This window comes from Herbaspirillum sp. SJZ106 (assembly GCF_006715495.1).
In the GTDB taxonomy this organism is placed as follows: Bacteria; Pseudomonadota; Gammaproteobacteria; order Burkholderiales; family Burkholderiaceae_D; genus Herbaspirillum.
Genome location: NZ_VFNI01000004.1, coordinates 366,681 through 383,346, shown reverse-complemented (window position 1 = coordinate 383,346; position 16,666 = coordinate 366,681). Strand labels below are relative to the sequence as shown.

Here is a 16,666-nt window from a genome sequence, read left to right as displayed (position 1 = left end):
TTCTGTTCTGTCCTATAAGACACGGCCGATTGAAATGGCGGCCAAAGGGGAGGAAAAACCAGCGGCTCGCGAACGACGAATATATGAAAAAAGGCCCTGTAAAAACAGGGCCTTAAATCCGTCAAATGCGCGATTATGCAATATTAATAATTAATAATAATTGCAACTCACTCCCACTCGATCGTCGCCGGCGGCTTGCCCGAGATGTCGTAGACAACGCGGTTCAGGCCGCGCACTTCGTTGATGATGCGATTGGACACGCGGCCCAGCAGCTCGTGCGGCAGGTGCGCCCAGTGCGCGGTCATGAAGTCCTGAGTCTGCACGGCGCGCAGCGCCACCACGTATTCATAGGTGCGGCCGTCGCCCATGACGCCCACCGACTTGACCGGCAGGAACACCGCGAAAGCCTGGCTGGTCTTTTCGTACCAGGTCTGGCCGTCTTCGTCCTTGGTGTTGCGCAGCTCTTCGATGAAGATGGCGTCGGCGCGACGCAGCAGGTCGGCGTATTCCTTCTTCACTTCGCCCAGGATGCGCACGCCCAGGCCGGGACCCGGGAACGGGTGGCGGTACACCATCTCCGGCGGCAGGCCCAGCGCCACGCCCAGTTCGCGCACTTCGTCCTTGAACAGTTCGCGCAGCGGCTCCAGCAGTTTCAGGTTCAGGGTTTCCGGCAGGCCGCCGACGTTGTGATGGCTCTTGATGGTGTGGGCGGTCTTCTTGCCCTTGCCGGCGCTTTCGATCACGTCCGGGTAGATTGTGCCTTGGGCCAGCCACTTGGCGCTCTTGAGCTTGCCCGATTCGGCCTGGAACACTTCGACGAACTCGCGACCGATGATCTTGCGCTTGGCTTCGGGGTCGGTCACGCCGGCCAGGTGGCCCATGAACTGGTCGGTGGCATCCACGTGGATCACCTTCACGCCCAGGTTCTTGCCGAACATCTCCATGACCATCTTGCCTTCGTCCAGGCGCAGCAGGCCGTGGTCGACGAATACGCAGGTCAGCTGGTCGCCGATGGCGCGGTGGATCAGGGCCGCCGCCACGCTGCTATCGACGCCGCCCGAGAGGCCGAGGATGACTTCATCGCTGCCGACTTGCTGGCGGATGGATTCGACCGCTTCGGCGATATAGTCGGGCATGTTCCAGTCCGACTGGCAGCCGCAGATCTCGTGCACGAAGCGCGCCAGCATGGCCTTGCCCTGCACGGTGTGGGTCACTTCCGGGTGGAATTGCACGGCGTAGAAACGGCGCTCTTCATCGGCCATGCCGGCGATCGGGCAGTTGCCGGTGGAAGCCATCAGCTTGAAGCCGGCCGGCATTTCGTTGACCTTGTCGCCGTGGCTCATCCACACCTTCAACATGCCGTGGCCTTCGGCGGTGGTGAAGTCGGCGATGTCTTTGAGCAAAGCAGTATGCCCATGCGCGCGCACTTCGGCGTAACCGAATTCGCGCAGTTTGCCGTTTTCAACCTTGCCGCCCAGTTGCTGGGCCATGGTCTGCATGCCGTAGCAGATGCCCAGCACCGGCACGCCCAGTTCGAACACCGCCTGCGGCGCGCGCGGGGTGTCGCCTTCGGTGACGCTGTTGGGGCCGCCGGAGAGGATCACGCCGGCCGCGCCGTAGTTGCGTACGAACTCGTCGCTCACGTCATGCGGGAAAACCTCGGAAAACACGCCGGCTTCGCGCACGCGACGCGCGATCAGCTGGGTAACCTGGGAACCGAAGTCGAGGATCAGAATTTTCGAGTGCGAATGCGTAGACATGGCGATGGGAGATGGCTGCGTTGATGGATGAAATGGCAGTGATAGCTGCTACAAAAATTCAACAGCCCGGCAGTCCGGCATCTTGCCTGCGGACTGTCGGGCTGTGGCCGCACCGGGGATTACTCGGCGCGGTAGTTCGGGGCTTCCTTGGTGATCTGCACGTCGTGCACGTGCGACTCGCGCATGCCGGCCGCGGTGATCTCGACGAACTCCGCCCTTTCGCGGAAATCGTCGATGCTGCTGCAACCGCAGTAGCCCATGGAGGAGCGCACGCCGCCCACCAGCTGGTACAGGATGGCGACCACCGAGCCCTTGTAGGCGACGCGGCCTTCGATGCCTTCCGGCACGAACTTGTCGGCGGTGTTGTCGCCGTCCTGGAAGTAGCGGTCGGCCGAACCGTCGGCCATCGCGCCCAGCGAACCCATGCCGCGGTAGGACTTGTAGCTGCGGCCCTGGTACAGGATCACTTCGCCCGGCGCTTCTTCGGTGCCGGCGAACATGCTGCCCATCATCACGGCCGATGCGCCGGCGGCCAGCGCCTTGGCGACGTCGCCCGAGAAGCGGATGCCGCCGTCGGCGATGACCGGGACGCCGGTGCCCTTCAAGGCATCGGCCACGTTGGCGATGGCCGAGATTTGCGGCACGCCGACGCCGGCGACGATACGGGTGGTGCAGATGGAGCCGGGGCCGATGCCGACCTTGACGGCATCGGCGCCATGCTCGACCAGCGCCTTGGCGGCCGCCGCGGTGGCGATGTTGCCGCCGATCACTTCGACGTGCGGGAATTTGGTCTTGACCCACTTGACGCGGTTGAGCACGCCGGCCGAGTGGCCGTGGGCGGTGTCGACCACCAGGACGTCCACGCCGGCCGCCACCAGCAGCTCGATGCGCTCGTCATTGTCCGGGCCGACGCCGACTGCCGCGCCCACGCGCAGCTTGCCGTGCTCGTCCTTGCAGGCGAAGGGGTGTTCGGTCGACTTCTCGATGTCTTTCACGGTGATCAGGCCGCGCAGCTCGAACGCGTCGTTGACCACCATCACGCGCTCCAGGCGGTGCTTGTTCATCAGGCGCTTGGCTTCTTCCGGATCGGCGCCGGCGCCGTTTTCCTTGACGTAGACCAGCTTCTCGCGCGGGGTCATCTTGGCGCGCACCTCGGCGTCCAGCTCCTTTTCGAAGCGCAGGTCGCGGTTGGTGATGATGCCCAGCAGGCTCTTGCCTTCGACCACCGGGAAACCGCTGATGCCATGCTGCTTGGACAGCGCGATGACGTCGCGGATCTTCATGGTCGGCGGGATGGTGATCGGGTCGCGCACCACGCCGGATTCGAAACGCTTGACCTTGGAAACCTCGCGCGCCTGTTCCTTGGGCGTCAGGTTCTTGTGGATGATGCCGATGCCGCCTTCTTGCGCCATGGCAATGGCCAGGCGGGCTTCCGTCACGGTATCCATCGCCGCGGAGACCAGCGGAATGTTCAGCGTGATGTTGCGCGTCAGGCGCGTAGTGAGCGAAGTATCTTTGGGAAGGATGTCCGAGAAGGCCGGGACGAGCAGCACGTCATCGAACGTGAGTGCTTTTTGGAGAAGACGCATAGTGTTTCCTATAGGCGCAAAAGCGAATTATACAGAAAAGTCTTGCGTGCGTCGCGCGACAGTTGAGTTTTGCCGTCCGGCCTGTGGCAAACAGGCCGGATCCGTTGAAATTCAGGCAAGCACCGCCTGCGATGCGGATGAGAGAAGGCCCGCCCGAGGGCGGGAGCACGTCAGCGCTGGGCCTTGTGCGCCACCCGGCGACGGCGGGAATCCTTGGGATCGGCGATCAGCGGGCGGTAGATCTCGATCCTGTCCCGCGCGCGCAGCGGCGTGTCCAGCGCCTTGAGCTTGCCGAAGATGCCGACGCGGCATACGGTCAGGTCGATCGCCGGCTGCTCGCGCAGCAGGCCGCTGTCCATGATGGCTTGCTGTATCGTGCAACCCTGCTCCACTTCAACATCCTTCAAGACCTGCAAACCGGGGGCGGCATAGCAGATCTGCACTTGCAAACGGGTCGGCTCAGCCATATATCTGTTCGGCGCGCTTGCAGAAGGAATCGACGAAGCTGTTGGCGATCATGCTGAACACCGGGCCGATGACGCCTTCCAGGAGACGGCTGGAGAATTCATATTCCATGTCGAATTCGATCTTGCAGGCGTCTTCGCGCAAGGGCTTGAAATGCCAGCGCCCCTCGAAATGCTTGAATGGTCCCTCCACCAGGCGCATGGTCATGCTGGTGGGACGCACATTGGTATTTTGGGTGCTGAATGACTGTTTCAGCCCGTGGTAATTGATCTTCAGCTTGGCCGTGAGACTATGCTCGCCGCGTTCGGCCACTTCCACTCCTCCGCACCAGGGCAGGAATTGCGGGTAATCTTCGACCTGGTCCACCAGGTTGAACATCTGCTCCGCGCTATAGTTGATCAAGACGGTTTTGTGTACGACTGCCATCGAGGGTGGTCCGTTTGATAAAATCGCAAAGTAATAATTTTAAACCGACGGGACGAGTTTTCCTTAGATGAGCATAGTTGACAACAAAAAAGCCTTTTTCGATTACTTCATCGAGGAGCGATTCGAAGCGGGCATCGTCCTGCAAGGTTGGGAAGTCAAATCGATACGCGCCGGCCGCGTGCAACTGAAAGAAGCCTATGTGATCGTGCGCAACGGCGAGGTATTCCTGTTCGGCGCGCACATCAGCGCCCTGACGAGCACCTCCACCCATGTGCACCCGGAAACCCTGCGCACCCGCAAGTTGCTGTTGAATGCGGCCGAGATCAGCAAGCTGATCGGCAAGGTGGAACGCTCCGGCTATACCCTGGTGCCATTGAACCTGCATTACAGCAAAGGACGCGTCAAATGCGACATCGGCCTGGCCAAGGGCAAGAAGCAGCACGACAAGCGCGAGACCGAGAAGCAGCGCGACAGCCAGCGTGAAATCCAGTCCGCGATGAAGCAGCACCGGCGTTGATCTGCGCGCCGTTTCCGGCAAAAAACAACGGCTGCCTCGCGCAGCCGTTTTCATTGATTCATAGGTTCATTGCTTAATCCATCCCCGGCAGCAAGCGCACGGCCGCGGCGACCTCTTCAAGGACATCGTCCCAATTGCCGCGCTCCCGCTGGCGAAACAGCCGCATGCGCGGATACCAGGCGCTGCGATCGGGCTGCTGCCCCCAGCGCCATTCGCCTTCCAGCCGCAGCATCAGCCATACCGGCATGCCCAGCGCGCCGGCCAGGTGGGCCGCCGCGCTGTCTACGCTGATCACCAGATCGAGATTGGCCAGCAGCGCCGCCGTATCGGCCCAATCCGTCAATGGAAAGACCTGCAGGTTGGGCAGCGTAGCGGCGTACTCCTGGTCCGGCACCGGAACCGACTGCTGCAGGCAGATGAAATCGGCATCGACATCCAGCACCGGCTTGAGCTGCGCCAGCGCCAGGTCGCGCGTATGGTTGACGATGCCATATTGCCGCCCGGCCCAGGCCATGCCGATGCGTGGACGCCGCGGCAAGCCGTCGCGCCGGCCCAGACGCGCCGCCCAATGCGCCACCTGCCCCGGATCGGTCGCCAGATAGGGCGGCAACGGGCCTTGCGCCGGGTCCAGCCGGCCCAGCAGCAACGGCAGGCTCAGCAACGGCGCATGCACGTCATGGGGAGGCAGCGCCTTGTCGTTTCCGATAAAACGGCACGCCGGAAATGCAGGCTGCAACAGCGGCAGCAATTGCGGCGGCACGCAGACGATGACGTGTTGCGCGCGCTGCGCCACATCCGGGATATAGCGGGCAAATTGCAGCGAATCGCCCAGCCCCTGCTCGGCCCACAGCAGCACCGTCTTGCCGGCGAGATCCATTCCCGCTTGCCATGGCGGGCTCGCGCTGCGCAAGTCGGCACGACGGATCTGCGCGATCGCGCGCCTGGCCTCGTGCTCGCGCCAGCCTTCCTCGTAACGGCCTGCCATCAACAGCAAATGGCTACGCGCCACGCGCGCCTCGGCGAAACCGGGATGCCGGGAGATGGCCTGTTCATAGCACGACAGCGCATCGCCAAAACGCCCCATCTGGCGCAATACGTTGCCGCGGTTGAACTGGATCAGCGCCATGCCGGCGCCGCTGTCGAGCGCCTCTTGGCGCTCGTAGCAGGCCAGCGCCTGCTCATGGCGGTTCAGCCTGAGCAGGATATCGGCGCGCAGGTTGAGGATGGAAAAATCGGAGGGAAAGGCGACTGCTGCGGGAGCAATCGCCTCCAGCGCCTGTTCCGGCAGCCCCAGCTTGAACAGCGCTTCCGCCTTGCGGATGCTGGCCTCTTGGGATGGGGACGGAGATGATGCCGCCTGCTGGCGCTCGCATTGCCCGACCAGCGCCTGCAAAGCCCGCGTGCGCGCGGCTGCGGCTTCGGCCAGCGCTGGGCTAAGCGCCAAGCATTCCTCGTAACTGGCGACTGCGTCCTGGAGATATCCGCCCTGCTCCTGCAGGCGCCCGCGTTGCATCAGCAGGGGGAAGAATTCCGGCTCGATGGCCAGGCCTGCGGCCACCTTCTCCAGGGCCGGCCCATGCATGCCGGCACCGCCCAGCGCGATGGCGTCGCACATCAGGGACATCAATTGCGCCAGCCTGCTTGCATCCAGATTATTCATGCGGCCAGCTTAGCACGGGGCCGGCCTGCGCAAAACGCAGCGCGCCGCACAGGCGACCAAGAGCGAAGCGCTTGAGATCGCTGCAAGCGCTGTTGGCGCCGTCCGGATAAAACGGAGTAAAGTCTCCTATCAGGCGCGGGGCTCAGGGATTTTTCCCTCGAAAACGAAGCGGCAATGGCAACTTTTCCCAGCCGGATTCCTTGCGCTATTGAAATAAAGTCATGCGTACATCGGCGCCCAAAAATGTTCGCCAGCGCCGGGTAAATGAATGTAAAGATGCAATTGTAAAGACGTTCTGAAACACCTCTGCAAAACCTTTTACGGCATATTAGCGGCTGCCGACGTCCCGCGGCATTTATGCAGGGCAACTCAAGAATGGAATGCAGCAATGTCTAAAGTGCTTTTGATCGATGACGATGTCGAGCTGGTCGATATGCTCAAGGAATACCTTGAGCAGGAAAAATTTGAAGTCAATGTGGCCTATGACGGCGAAGCCGGCGCTGCCGAAGCCTTGACCGGCCAATACGCCATCGCCGTACTGGACGTAATGATGCCGCGCCTGAACGGGGTCGATACCTTGCGCCGCATCCGTGCCAAGAGCAGCATGCCGGTAGTGATGCTGACCGCCAAGGGCGACGATACCGACCGCATCATCGGCCTGGAACTGGGCGCCGACGACTACGTTCCCAAACCCTGCACGCCCCGTGAAATCGCCGCCCGCATTCGCGCCATCCTGCGTCGCGCCACGGCCGACAACACCGAGCAATCGCCCTACTCTCCGCTGGCCGTCGGCGCCTTGTCGATGTGGCCGGAGCAACGCCGCGCGACCTGGTCCGGACGTCCGCTGGAACTGACCAGCAGCGAATTCAACCTGCTTGAGGTGCTGGCGCGCAATGCCGGCAAGCCTGTGAGCAAGCAGCACCTGTCCGAACAGGGCCTGGGCCGCCCGTTGGCGCGCTTCGACCGCAACATTGACGTGCATCTGTCCAGCATCCGCCAGAAGATCGCCGCGCTGGGCAGCGACAAGAGCTGCATCCAGACCGTCTACCGACTGGGCTATCAGTTCATCAAGGAATAAAGTGGGTCGGTTATTCTGGAAGTTCTTCTTCTTCATCGCCATCGCCCAGATCACCGCCACCTGCGGCGTGGGCGTGCTGTTCTGGATCGAAAATCTGGAGCGCAATAACCGCACTTCCGAGATCGACCTCAGCCCTCCGGCCTCCTTCATGATCCGTTCGGCCGCCGCCACCCTGCAGTTCGGCGGTACGGAAGCCTTGCGTAGCCTGATCAACGAAGGCCGCGAACATCGCCTGAAGTTGTATGCGGTCGATGAAGAGATGAAGGACCTGATGGGCCGCGAAGTCTCGCCCAAGCTGGTGGAAGAAGCGCGCGCCGTGCTCAGGACCGAAAAGGAACGGCGCGTGGTCGAACTGGTGAAGGCCGCCAATGGCCATAGCTACCTGCTGTTCATCCCCGCCCCGCCCGAAGAATTCATTGGCCCCGGCGGCCCTGGCGGCCCCGGTCCGCACGAGCCGCGCCGCATGCGCGAGCGCGGGCCGCAGCCCTTGTTCTTCCCGAGCATGCCGATCCTGGTGGCGCTGCTGGCCAGCATGGTGTTCGCCCTGTTGCTGGCCTGGTATTTCTCCTACCCGATCCGCCACCTGAAGAACGCCTTTGCCCAGGCCGCTTCCGGCAACCTGGACCTGGAACTGGAACCTGTCATGAGTTCGCGCAGCGACGAACTGGCCGACCTCGGACGCGACTTCGACGCCATGACCGCCAAGCTGCGCACGCTGATGGAAAGCCAGCGCCGCTTGCTGCATGACGTCTCGCATGAGCTGCGCTCGCCGATTGCGCGGTTGCAGGTCGCCATCGGCCTGGCCAGGGTGCAGGACAGGGACAAGCTGGAGATCACGCTGGAACGCATCGAGCGCGAAAGCGTGCGCATGGACAAGCTGGTGGGCGAGCTGCTGACGCTGTCGCGGCTGGAAGCCAACGTGCCCGGCTCGATGGAAGAAAACATCGCGATCCAGCCGATGCTGGCCGACATGATCAACGACGCCAGCTTCGAGGCCAGCGCCAACGGCAAGCATATCGAAGGCCGGATCGATTGCCCGGTGGAGATCAAGGGCAATCCGGAACTGCTCTATCGCGCCATCGAGAACGTGCTGCGCAACGCCATCAAGCACACCGCGCCCGATACCACCGTGCAGCTCCATACCCAGGTCGATGAGATCAACAAGTTGCTGCACCTGTCGATTCTCGACCGCGGCCCCGGCGTGCCGGAAGACGAACTGAACAGCATCTTCGAACTGTTCTTCCGCAGCAGCCGCACCAAGAGCAACAGTTCGGGTCATGGCCTGGGGCTGTCCATCGCGCGGCGCATCGTCGAGGCCCACAACGGTTTCATCCGCGCCGACAACCGCAAGGATGGCGGCCTGCGCGTGGATATCACCCTGCCCTTCATGGCGGACGAACCGGCCAAGGGGCAGACGCTGGACGCCTGACGGCGCGCGCCATGGCAAAACGGCCCGGCCTGCGGTATCGATGCAGGCCGGGCCGTTTGGTTTGAGCGACAGATCTTACTTCGGCTGGCTCTTGACCACTTGCATCGCCGCCGCGATCAGCCCGCTCATGTCCGACAGGTTGGCCGGCACGATGATGGAATTGTTGGTCTTGGCCAACTGGCCGAAAGCCGCCACATATTGCTCGGCCACCTTCAGGTTCACGGCATCCGATCCGCCCGGCGACTGGATCGCCGCCGCGGTCTTGCGGATCGCCTCGGCGCTGGCTTCGGCAATCGCCAGGATTGCCGCGGCCTGGCCCTGGGCGCGGTTGATCGAAGCCTGCTTTTCGCCTTCCGACCTGGCGATGGCCGCCTCGCGCTCGCCGGTGGCGATGTTGATCTGCTCCTGCTTGCGGCCTTCGGAGGCGGCGATCAGCGCGCGCTTCTCGCGCTCGGCGGTGATCTGGGCCTGCATCGCGTGCAGGATTTCCTTGGGCGGGGTGAGATCCTTGATCTCGTAACGCAGCACCTTCACGCCCCAGTTCTCGGCCGATTCGTCGATGGCGCTGACGATGGCGGTGTTGATGTGGTCGCGCTCCTCGAAGGTCTTGTCCAGTTCCATCTTGCCGATCACCGAACGCAGCGTGGTCTGCGCCAGCTGCGTGATCGCCGCGATGTAATTGGACGAGCCGTAGGACGCGCGCATCGGGTCGGTGATCTGGAAGTACAGGATACCGTCCACCTGCAGCTGGGTGTTGTCCCTGGTGATGCAGACCTGCGGCGGCACGTCCAGCGGGATTTCCTTGAGAATGTGCTTGTAGGCCACGCGGTCGATGAACGGCACCACGATGTTCAGGCCCGGCGCCAGCGTGGCGTGATATTTACCCAGGCGCTCCACCACCCAGGCATGCTGTTGCGGGACCACCTTGACCGTCTGCACGACGAACACGATGGCGATGAAGAAAATGACCAGGGTTACGCTTCCCAGCATAAGGCTCTCCTTAGGTTCTGAAGACTAAACTAAAAGATGGATCAGCGCGGCGCGACGATGAGCCGGCTGCCACGGATTTCGCGGATGACATATGCGCCGGGCAAAGGATGGTGCCCGGTTTCCAGCTCGACATCCCATTGGGCGCCGCGGTAAGGCACGCGCGCCACATGGAGATCGCCCTGCGCATCCCAGGCGGCCACTTCCACGGTCTGGCCGATGTCGAGGATGACGTTGGGGTCGGCATTGGCGTTGCGCTTGCGCGAGCGGCCGAAACGGCTGCGGCGCAACAGCAGCATCGCGGCAATGCCGACCGCGGCGGCGGCCAGCAACTGCCATTCGAGCAGCGCGCCGCCCAGCGCGACCAGGCCGCCGGCAACCAGGCCGAGCGCGATCATCAGCAGATAAAAGGTGCCGGAGAACAGTTCGGCGGCGATCAGTGCGCCCGCTGCCACGAACCAGATGGCCCAGTCGGTCATGTGCGTTTCCTCCATGAAGATGCGTCGGTTTTCCCTCCGACAAGGGCGGCATCAGTCTACCCCACAATAATGCGCGCAAAAACAAAGACGCGGACATTTCTGTCCGCGCCTTCGAATTTGCTTCACGTCTATCTCGTATTGTGCGCCTGCCGGCGGCGCCCGACGCCGCCGGCGATGATGCGCAATACGCTTACTTCTTGCCGGCCAGCGCCTGCCAGGTGTCGATGACCGTGTCCGGGTTCAGCGAGATCGACTCGATGCCCTGGTCCATCAGCCATTGCGCAAAGTCCGGATGGTCCGAAGGGCCCTGGCCGCAGATGCCGACGTACTTGCCCTTGGCGCGGCAAGTCGAGATCACCTTGGTCAGCAGCGCCTGCAGCGCCGGGTCGCGCTCGTCGAAATCGGCCGCCAGCAACTCCATGCCGGAGTCGCGGTCCAGGCCCAAGGTCAGCTGGGTCAGGTCGTTGGAGCCGATCGAGAAGCCGTCGAAGTGTTCCAGGAACTGCTCGGCCAGAATGGCGTTGGACGGCACTTCGCACATCATGATCACGCGCAGGCCGTTTTCGCCGCGCTTCAAGCCATTCTTGCCGAGCAGGCCGATGACCTTCTCCGCCTGGCCCAGGGTACGCACGAACGGCACCATGATCTCGACGTTGGTCAGGCCCATGTCGTTACGCACGCGCTTCATGGCCTGGCATTCCATTTCGAACGCTTCGGCAAAATCCGCTGCCAGGTAGCGGGCGGCGCCGCGGAAGCCCAGCATCGGGTTTTCCTCGTCCGGCTCGTAGCGCGAACCGCCGATCAGCTTCTTGTACTCGTTCGACTTGAAGTCGGACAGGCGCACGATCACGGTCTTGGGCCAGAACGCCGCGGCGATGGTGGCGATGCCTTCGGCCAGCTTGTCGACGTAGAAGGCCCGGGGCGAGGCGTGGCCGCGCGCCACCGATTCCACCGCCTTCTTCAGGTCGGCGTCGATGTTCGGGTATTCCAGGATCGCCTTCGGGTGCACGCCGATGTTGTTGTTGATGATGAATTCCAAGCGCGCCAGGCCGACGCCGCCGTTGGGGATCGACTGGAAGTCGAACGCCAGTTGCGGGTTACCCACGTTCATCATCACCTTCAGCGGGATGTCGGGCAGTTCGCCGCGCGCCACTTCGGTGACTTCGGTTTCCAGCAGGCCGTCATAGATCTTGCCTTCGTCGCCTTCGGCGCAGGACACGGTCACCAGCGTGCCGTCCTTCAACACATCGGTGGCGTCGCCGCAGCCGACTACCGCCGGCACGCCCAGTTCACGGGCGATGATCGCCGCGTGGCAGGTACGGCCGCCGCGGTTGGTGACGATGGCCGAAGCGCGCTTCATCACCGGCTCCCAGTTGGGGTCGGTCATGTCGGCCACCAGCACGTCGCCCGGCTGCACACGTTCCATCTCGGCCGGGTCGCTGATCACGCGCACCGGACCGGCGCCGATCTTCTGGCCGATGGCGCGGCCGGTCGCCAGCACCGTGCCCGAGCCCTTGAGCTTGAAGCGCTGCTGGGCGTCGGTCGCCTTTTGCTGCGACTTCACGGTTTCCGGACGGGCCTGCAGGATGTACAGCTTGCCGTCGCGGCCGTCCTTGCCCCACTCGATGTCCATCGGACGGCCATAGTGCTTCTCGATAATGGTGGCGTACTTGGCCAGCTCGACCACTTCGGCGTCGTCCAGCGAATAGCGGTTGCGCAGTTCGACCGGCACGTCGACGGTCTTGACCGAGCGGCCGGCCTTGGCTTCGCCGGTGAATTCCATCTTGATCAGCTTGGAGCCGAGGTTGCGGCGGATCACCGGCTGCTTGCCCAGTTCCAGCATCGGCTTGTGGACGTAGTATTCGTCCGGGTTGACGGCGCCCTGCACCACGGTTTCGCCCAGGCCATAGCTGGAGGTGATGAAGACCACATCCTTGAAGCCCGATTCGGTATCGATGGTGAACATCACGCCGGCCGCGCCCACATCCGAGCGCACCATGCGCTGCACGCCGGCCGACAGGGCCACTTCGGCGTGGGTGAAGCCCTTGTGCACGCGGTACGAGATCGCGCGGTCGTTATACAGGGAGGCGAACACGTGCTTCATCGCTTCCAGCACGTTGTCGATGCCCACCACATTGAGGAAGGTTTCCTGCTGGCCGGCAAAGGAGGCGTCCGGCAAGTCTTCCGCGGTGGCGGAAGAACGCACGGCGAACGACATCTCGCTGGTGGAGTCGGCCACCAGGCGATCGTAGAAGGCGCGGATTTCCTGGTCCAGGCGCGGCTGGAACGGGGTATCGACGATCCATTGGCGGATCTCGGCGCCGGCTTGCGCCAGCGAGCGCACGTCGTCGATATCCAGGCCCTCCAGGCGCGCGGCGATACGCGCGGCCAGGGTCTGGCCACCGTCGGCGCTGTGCTCGAGGAAATCGCGGAAGGCCTGCGCAGTGGTGGCAAAACCGCCCGGCACGCGAACGCCCGCGCCGGCCAGCTGGCTGATCATTTCACCCAGCGATGCGTTTTTGCCGCCGACGGACTCGACGTCCGTCATGCGAAGAGTTTCAAACGAGGCTACGTATACAGCCCCCTGGGTATTTGCTGCGTTGGACATGACAACCCCTAGCTTGATGATAAGAAATCTTCGCGGGCGCAGCATGCGTCTGTTGATTTTTGTTATTCTGCGACGACGGCGGCAACAATGGCGGCATGAGAGACGAACCCAGGGACCGGAAGCAACGCGCGCATGCGCCGAGGACGTTTGCCAATGCAAACATCGCAAGATACTCGGTCAAATTACGCAGGCGATGGATGGTCATTCAGGATGGGCTGCTCGATCAGTTGCCGGGCATTGTACCGCGTGAAACCATTTTTGTTCATTGCAGCGCCCTTTTTTTATCTTTATTTCCGACAACATTATGCTCGATCCCATGCCTCTCCCGCGCCCGGCGCCTGCCATTGCCGCCAACCGCACCGTGTTCTTCGTTTCCGACGGCACCGGGATCACCGCCGAAACACTCGGGCATTCGGTACTGAGCCAGTTCGAGCTGCGCTTCAAGCAGGTGCGCCTGCCCTTTATCGATACCGTCGACAAGGCCCACGACGCCACCCGCAAGATCAATGAGGCATCCCAGGTCGACGGCAAGCTGCCGATCGTCTTTTCGACCCTGGTGAAGTCCGAACTGTCGGCCGTGATCCGCAACGCCAAGGCGATGCACATGGACCTGTTCCAGACCTTTGTGGAACCGCTTGAGCAGGAACTGGGGCTGAAATCCACCCACACCATCGGCCGCAGCCACAACACCGCCGATTCGGAGGAATACAAGAACCGCATCGAAGCCATCAACTTCTCGCTGGCGCACGATGACGGCCAGTCCAACAAGAACCTGTCGGAAGCGGATGTGGTCCTGGTGGGCGTGTCGCGCTCGGGCAAGACGCCCACCAGCCTGTACCTGGCGATGCAGTTCGGCATCAAGGCGGCCAACTATCCGCTGATCCCGGAAGACTTCGAACGCGAGAAGCTCCCCAGCGGCCTGGTGGTGCACAAGAAAAAGATCTTCGGCCTGACCATCGCCCCGGAACGCCTGGCTGAGGTGCGCAATGAACGCCGCCCCGGCAGCAAGTACGCTTCCCTGGAAAATTGCCGCTATGAAATCAATGAGGCGGAAAAGATGATGCGCCGCGAAGGCATCCGCTGGATGTCGTCGACCGCCAAGTCGATCGAAGAGATCGCGGCGACGATCCTGCAGGAAATCAAGCCGGAACCGCGCTGAGGACAGGATTCGCGCCGATAATGTTTTTTATGATTCTCGACATCTTTTTGAAAAATCCCCATCTTTTATAATTACTGCAATTTTCTCGTGCATACAATTTCAGACTCCGACATTCACCTCGTCATTGGAGATTTTATGCACAGATTCGCTATATTGGCCCTGGCAGCAGCAACCTTGGCTGGATGCGGGACAATGCACGGCAATTTTGTCTCGGATCCAGTTGCTTCAACTGCCTTCAGGGCCAATACCACCAAGCAGAATATGCTGGATCTTCGCCAACCGGCAAAGCGCACGCCGGTGCGTAACGGCACTTCGGAATGCTTCGACTATGAACTCGACAGGATGGGCCGGCGCACCGACTTCTACGTCGGCTTCACCTCCAGTGGAAAAGTCAATGCCGCAGGCTACACCAACTGTGCTGCGGCAATTGCAGCTGGCCACCTGAACTCCGATGCGCCGGCCAAACAGATCTACTGACCCGAGACGGGATTGATGGAATGATCCCAACCGACAAGAAAAAATGCCGCCCAGAAATTTCCGGGCGGCATTTTTACTCAACGAACTTATTTGCATCGGCCATCGGCGGCATGAGCGACTATGCCGCCTCTTCACGAGTGAAACGGGTGTACAGGCGGCTCTTCTTGCTTGGGCCGTCGATCGTCGTTTCCATCTCGAATTCATTCTCGCCCAGCAAACGATAATGCGCCGAATAGGCGTCGGCCCCACATTGGTGAGGCCCGACAGGGACGAGCGCATTGCCCTTCCTGCGATACGCCTGATAATGCAGTCCGATGCGATCGCCATCGTCAAAGGCGACGCTGACCACCTCATCGGCAAAGGTATACAAGAACGCCCTGCGAAACCCCAGCGGCGCGGCGGCGCCATCGAGCAACAGACGCCCCTCTTCGCGATACTGCAAGATGCCATCGCCTGCGGGATGGAACACGCAGCGTCCATGCGCGGTACCGGAGACTGCCTGTATGTCGTCCCGCATGCGGCGCTGCAAGCGCCAGCTTCCCTGAAAGAACGCCGGCAACAAGAAGACGTCATCCGGCCGCGTCCGCTCCATGTTTATCCCCGATCCTGGCGTTGGCGCACTTGCTCGAAGAAGCACACGGCGGCGGCCGCCGCCACGTTGAGCGACTCCATCTGGCCCAGGTGCGGAATCGCCACTTCCTGCGAAGCCATCTCCATCAACTGCGGCGACACGCCCTGCCCTTCGTGGCCGAACAGCCAGGCTGCCGCGCCGGCCAGATCGCACTGGTAGATGGTCTGGGCCGCATGCGAACTGGTGGCCAGCACCGGGATCTTGCTGCCGGCGCACAGGCGTTCGAGGTCGGCGTTCTCGTAGATGTCCAGCACGAAGTGCGCGCCCATGCCGGCGCGCAGGACTTTGGGCGACCATGCCGCGGCGGTGCCCGCCGAGCAGAATACCTGGCCGATGCCGGCCGCCGCGGCGCTGCGCAGCACCGAGCCGAGGTTGCCCGGGTCCTGCAGGCCGTCCAGCAGCACGGCCGACTGTTCCAGTGCCTGCGGCGCCTCGGGATGCGGCGTGGCGACCAGCAACAGCAGGCCGACGCCGTTTTCCACCTGGCTGAGCGCACCGTAGAGGTTGTCGCTCAGAACCAGGCATTGCGTCCGGTTGCGTTCGCATTCAGCCAGGATGGGAGCAACTTCCGGATGCCGCTGGGCGCTTTCCGCCACCACGCATAGCTGCGGCGCGCCCCGATGCTGCAGCCAGGCTTGCGCCAGGTGCACGCCGTCCAGCAGCGTCTGTCCGGCGCGGCGCCGCGCCTGGCTGCTGGCGGCCAGTTGCTTGAGTTCCTTGTACAGCGGGTTGTCTTTGGAGGTGATGAGTTTCATGCGATCGGCCTCACGCGCGCTCTTGCACCGCCAGCAGGGCCCTGACCGGGGCATAGGAACGGCGATGCACCGGCGAGACGCCATGCAGGCGCAGGCGTTCCAGATGCAAGGCGGTCGGATAGCCCTTGTGGCGGTCGAAGCCGTAATGCGGATAGGTGTCGTGCAACACCATCAGCGCCGCATCGCGCGCGGTCTTGGCGAGGATGGATGCCGCCGAGATCGCCGGCACCTTGTCGTCGCCCTTGACGATGGCTTCGCTGCGGATGCTCATGACCGGGCAACGGTTGCCGTCGATCAGCGCCAGCGTGGGCTGGGTGGCGAGGCTTTCGACCGCGCGCCGCATGGCCAGCATGCTGGCGTGCAAGATATTGAGTTCGTCGATTTCCTGTTCATTGCAAGAGGCGATGGCCCAGGCGATGGCGTTGGCCTTGATCTCCAGCGCCAGGCTGTCGCGCGCGGCTTCGCTGAGCTTCTTGGAGTCGCGCAATCCCGGAATCGGGCGCGCCGGATCGAGGATCACGGCGGCCGCGAACACCGGGCCGGCCAGCGGGCCGCGGCCAGCCTCGTCGACACCGCACATGATCTCGCCGGCGTAATCGAACAGGGACAACGTCTGGGGCGCCGCTTTGGGCATGATGGTCTTCTT

Annotated in this window: 16 protein-coding genes; 5 read left to right on the top strand and 11 right to left on the bottom strand. The window is 62.7% G+C overall.

All coding sequences use genetic code 11. The annotated features are described in order from the left end of the window. Positions 1-167: 167 nt before the first annotated feature. The 4 genes from guaA to FB598_RS14900 all read right to left on the bottom strand — a co-directional run bounded on the left by guaA (position 168) and on the right by FB598_RS14900 (position 4,240). The gene (gene guaA / locus FB598_RS14915; protein WP_141915271.1) at positions 168-1,760 is read right to left on the bottom strand and encodes a glutamine-hydrolyzing GMP synthase; all 1,593 of its coding nucleotides are present in this window, start codon (positions 1,758-1,760) and stop codon (positions 168-170) included. A gap of 119 nt (positions 1,761-1,879) precedes the next feature. Continuing rightward, positions 1,880-3,349 (bottom strand): IMP dehydrogenase, encoded by a 1,470-nt coding sequence (gene guaB / locus FB598_RS14910; protein ID WP_141915274.1) that lies wholly within the window; start codon positions 3,347-3,349, stop codon positions 1,880-1,882. 170 nt (positions 3,350-3,519) lie between these two features. Next, positions 3,520-3,816, bottom strand: coding sequence for an RnfH family protein (locus tag FB598_RS14905; protein WP_141915276.1), 297 nt, complete (start codon positions 3,814-3,816; stop codon positions 3,520-3,522). Further along, complete coding sequence (locus FB598_RS14900) at positions 3,809-4,240, bottom strand: type II toxin-antitoxin system RatA family toxin (RefSeq protein WP_141915279.1); 432 nt, start codon at positions 4,238-4,240, stop codon at positions 3,809-3,811. The genes FB598_RS14905 and FB598_RS14900 overlap by 8 nt, the downstream gene beginning before the upstream one ends. A gap of 67 nt (positions 4,241-4,307) precedes the next feature. Between FB598_RS14900 and smpB the strand changes: the two genes are divergently transcribed. After that, on the top strand, positions 4,308-4,757 hold the full coding sequence (gene smpB / locus FB598_RS14895; protein WP_050466870.1) for an SsrA-binding protein SmpB: 450 nt from the start codon (positions 4,308-4,310) through the stop codon (positions 4,755-4,757). A gap of 73 nt (positions 4,758-4,830) precedes the next feature. Here the strand turns inward: smpB and FB598_RS14890 are convergent, their stop codons facing one another. Next, on the bottom strand, positions 4,831-6,417 hold the full coding sequence (locus tag FB598_RS14890; protein WP_141915281.1) for a tetratricopeptide repeat protein: 1,587 nt from the start codon (positions 6,415-6,417) through the stop codon (positions 4,831-4,833). Positions 6,418-6,805: 388 nt separating this feature from the next. On the opposite strand from FB598_RS14890, the gene FB598_RS14885 reads away from it, so the two are divergent. Then, entirely contained in the window at positions 6,806-7,495 is a 690-nt protein-coding gene (locus FB598_RS14885) for a response regulator transcription factor (RefSeq protein WP_141915283.1), read from the top strand. A 1-nt stretch (position 7,496) separates the two neighbouring features. Next, on the top strand, positions 7,497-8,924 hold the full coding sequence (locus FB598_RS14880) for an ATP-binding protein (protein WP_141915286.1): 1,428 nt from the start codon (positions 7,497-7,499) through the stop codon (positions 8,922-8,924). Between the two features lie 75 nt (positions 8,925-8,999). Here the strand turns inward: FB598_RS14880 and FB598_RS14875 are convergent, their stop codons facing one another. The 3 genes from FB598_RS14875 to ppsA form a co-directional block, all read right to left on the bottom strand. Then, positions 9,000-9,914, bottom strand: a complete 915-nt coding sequence (locus tag FB598_RS14875) for an SPFH domain-containing protein (RefSeq protein WP_141915288.1) — start codon at positions 9,912-9,914, stop codon at positions 9,000-9,002. A gap of 41 nt (positions 9,915-9,955) precedes the next feature. Continuing rightward, complete coding sequence (locus FB598_RS14870) at positions 9,956-10,390, bottom strand: NfeD family protein (RefSeq protein WP_141915291.1); 435 nt, start codon at positions 10,388-10,390, stop codon at positions 9,956-9,958. 190 nt (positions 10,391-10,580) lie between these two features. Continuing rightward, complete coding sequence (gene ppsA / locus FB598_RS14865) at positions 10,581-12,938, bottom strand: phosphoenolpyruvate synthase (RefSeq protein WP_255464032.1); 2,358 nt, start codon at positions 12,936-12,938, stop codon at positions 10,581-10,583. Between the two features lie 364 nt (positions 12,939-13,302). On the opposite strand from ppsA, the gene FB598_RS14855 reads away from it, so the two are divergent. Together FB598_RS14855 and FB598_RS14850 are read left to right on the top strand one after the other, a co-directional pair. Further along, entirely contained in the window at positions 13,303-14,157 is an 855-nt protein-coding gene (locus FB598_RS14855) for a pyruvate, water dikinase regulatory protein (protein WP_141915296.1), read from the top strand. A 135-nt stretch (positions 14,158-14,292) separates the two neighbouring features. Continuing rightward, on the top strand, positions 14,293-14,634 hold the full coding sequence (locus tag FB598_RS14850; RefSeq protein ID WP_141915298.1) for a hypothetical protein: 342 nt from the start codon (positions 14,293-14,295) through the stop codon (positions 14,632-14,634). Positions 14,635-14,752: 118 nt separating this feature from the next. Here FB598_RS14850 and FB598_RS14845 read toward each other — a convergent pair whose 3' ends face one another. The 3 genes from FB598_RS14845 to rnhB are packed head-to-tail and all read right to left on the bottom strand — an operon-like array spanning position 14,753 to position 16,654. Continuing rightward, positions 14,753-15,226: a DUF6314 family protein gene (locus tag FB598_RS14845; protein ID WP_141915301.1), complete on the bottom strand. Its 474-nt coding sequence runs from the start codon at positions 15,224-15,226 to the stop codon at positions 14,753-14,755. A gap of 2 nt (positions 15,227-15,228) precedes the next feature. Beyond that, positions 15,229-16,020, bottom strand: a complete 792-nt coding sequence (locus FB598_RS14840; protein WP_141915304.1) for an RNA methyltransferase — start codon at positions 16,018-16,020, stop codon at positions 15,229-15,231. Positions 16,021-16,030: 10 nt separating this feature from the next. After that, positions 16,031-16,654 (bottom strand): ribonuclease HII, encoded by a 624-nt coding sequence (gene rnhB, locus FB598_RS14835; RefSeq protein WP_141915306.1) that lies wholly within the window; start codon positions 16,652-16,654, stop codon positions 16,031-16,033. Between the last annotated feature and the right edge of the window lie 12 nt (positions 16,655-16,666).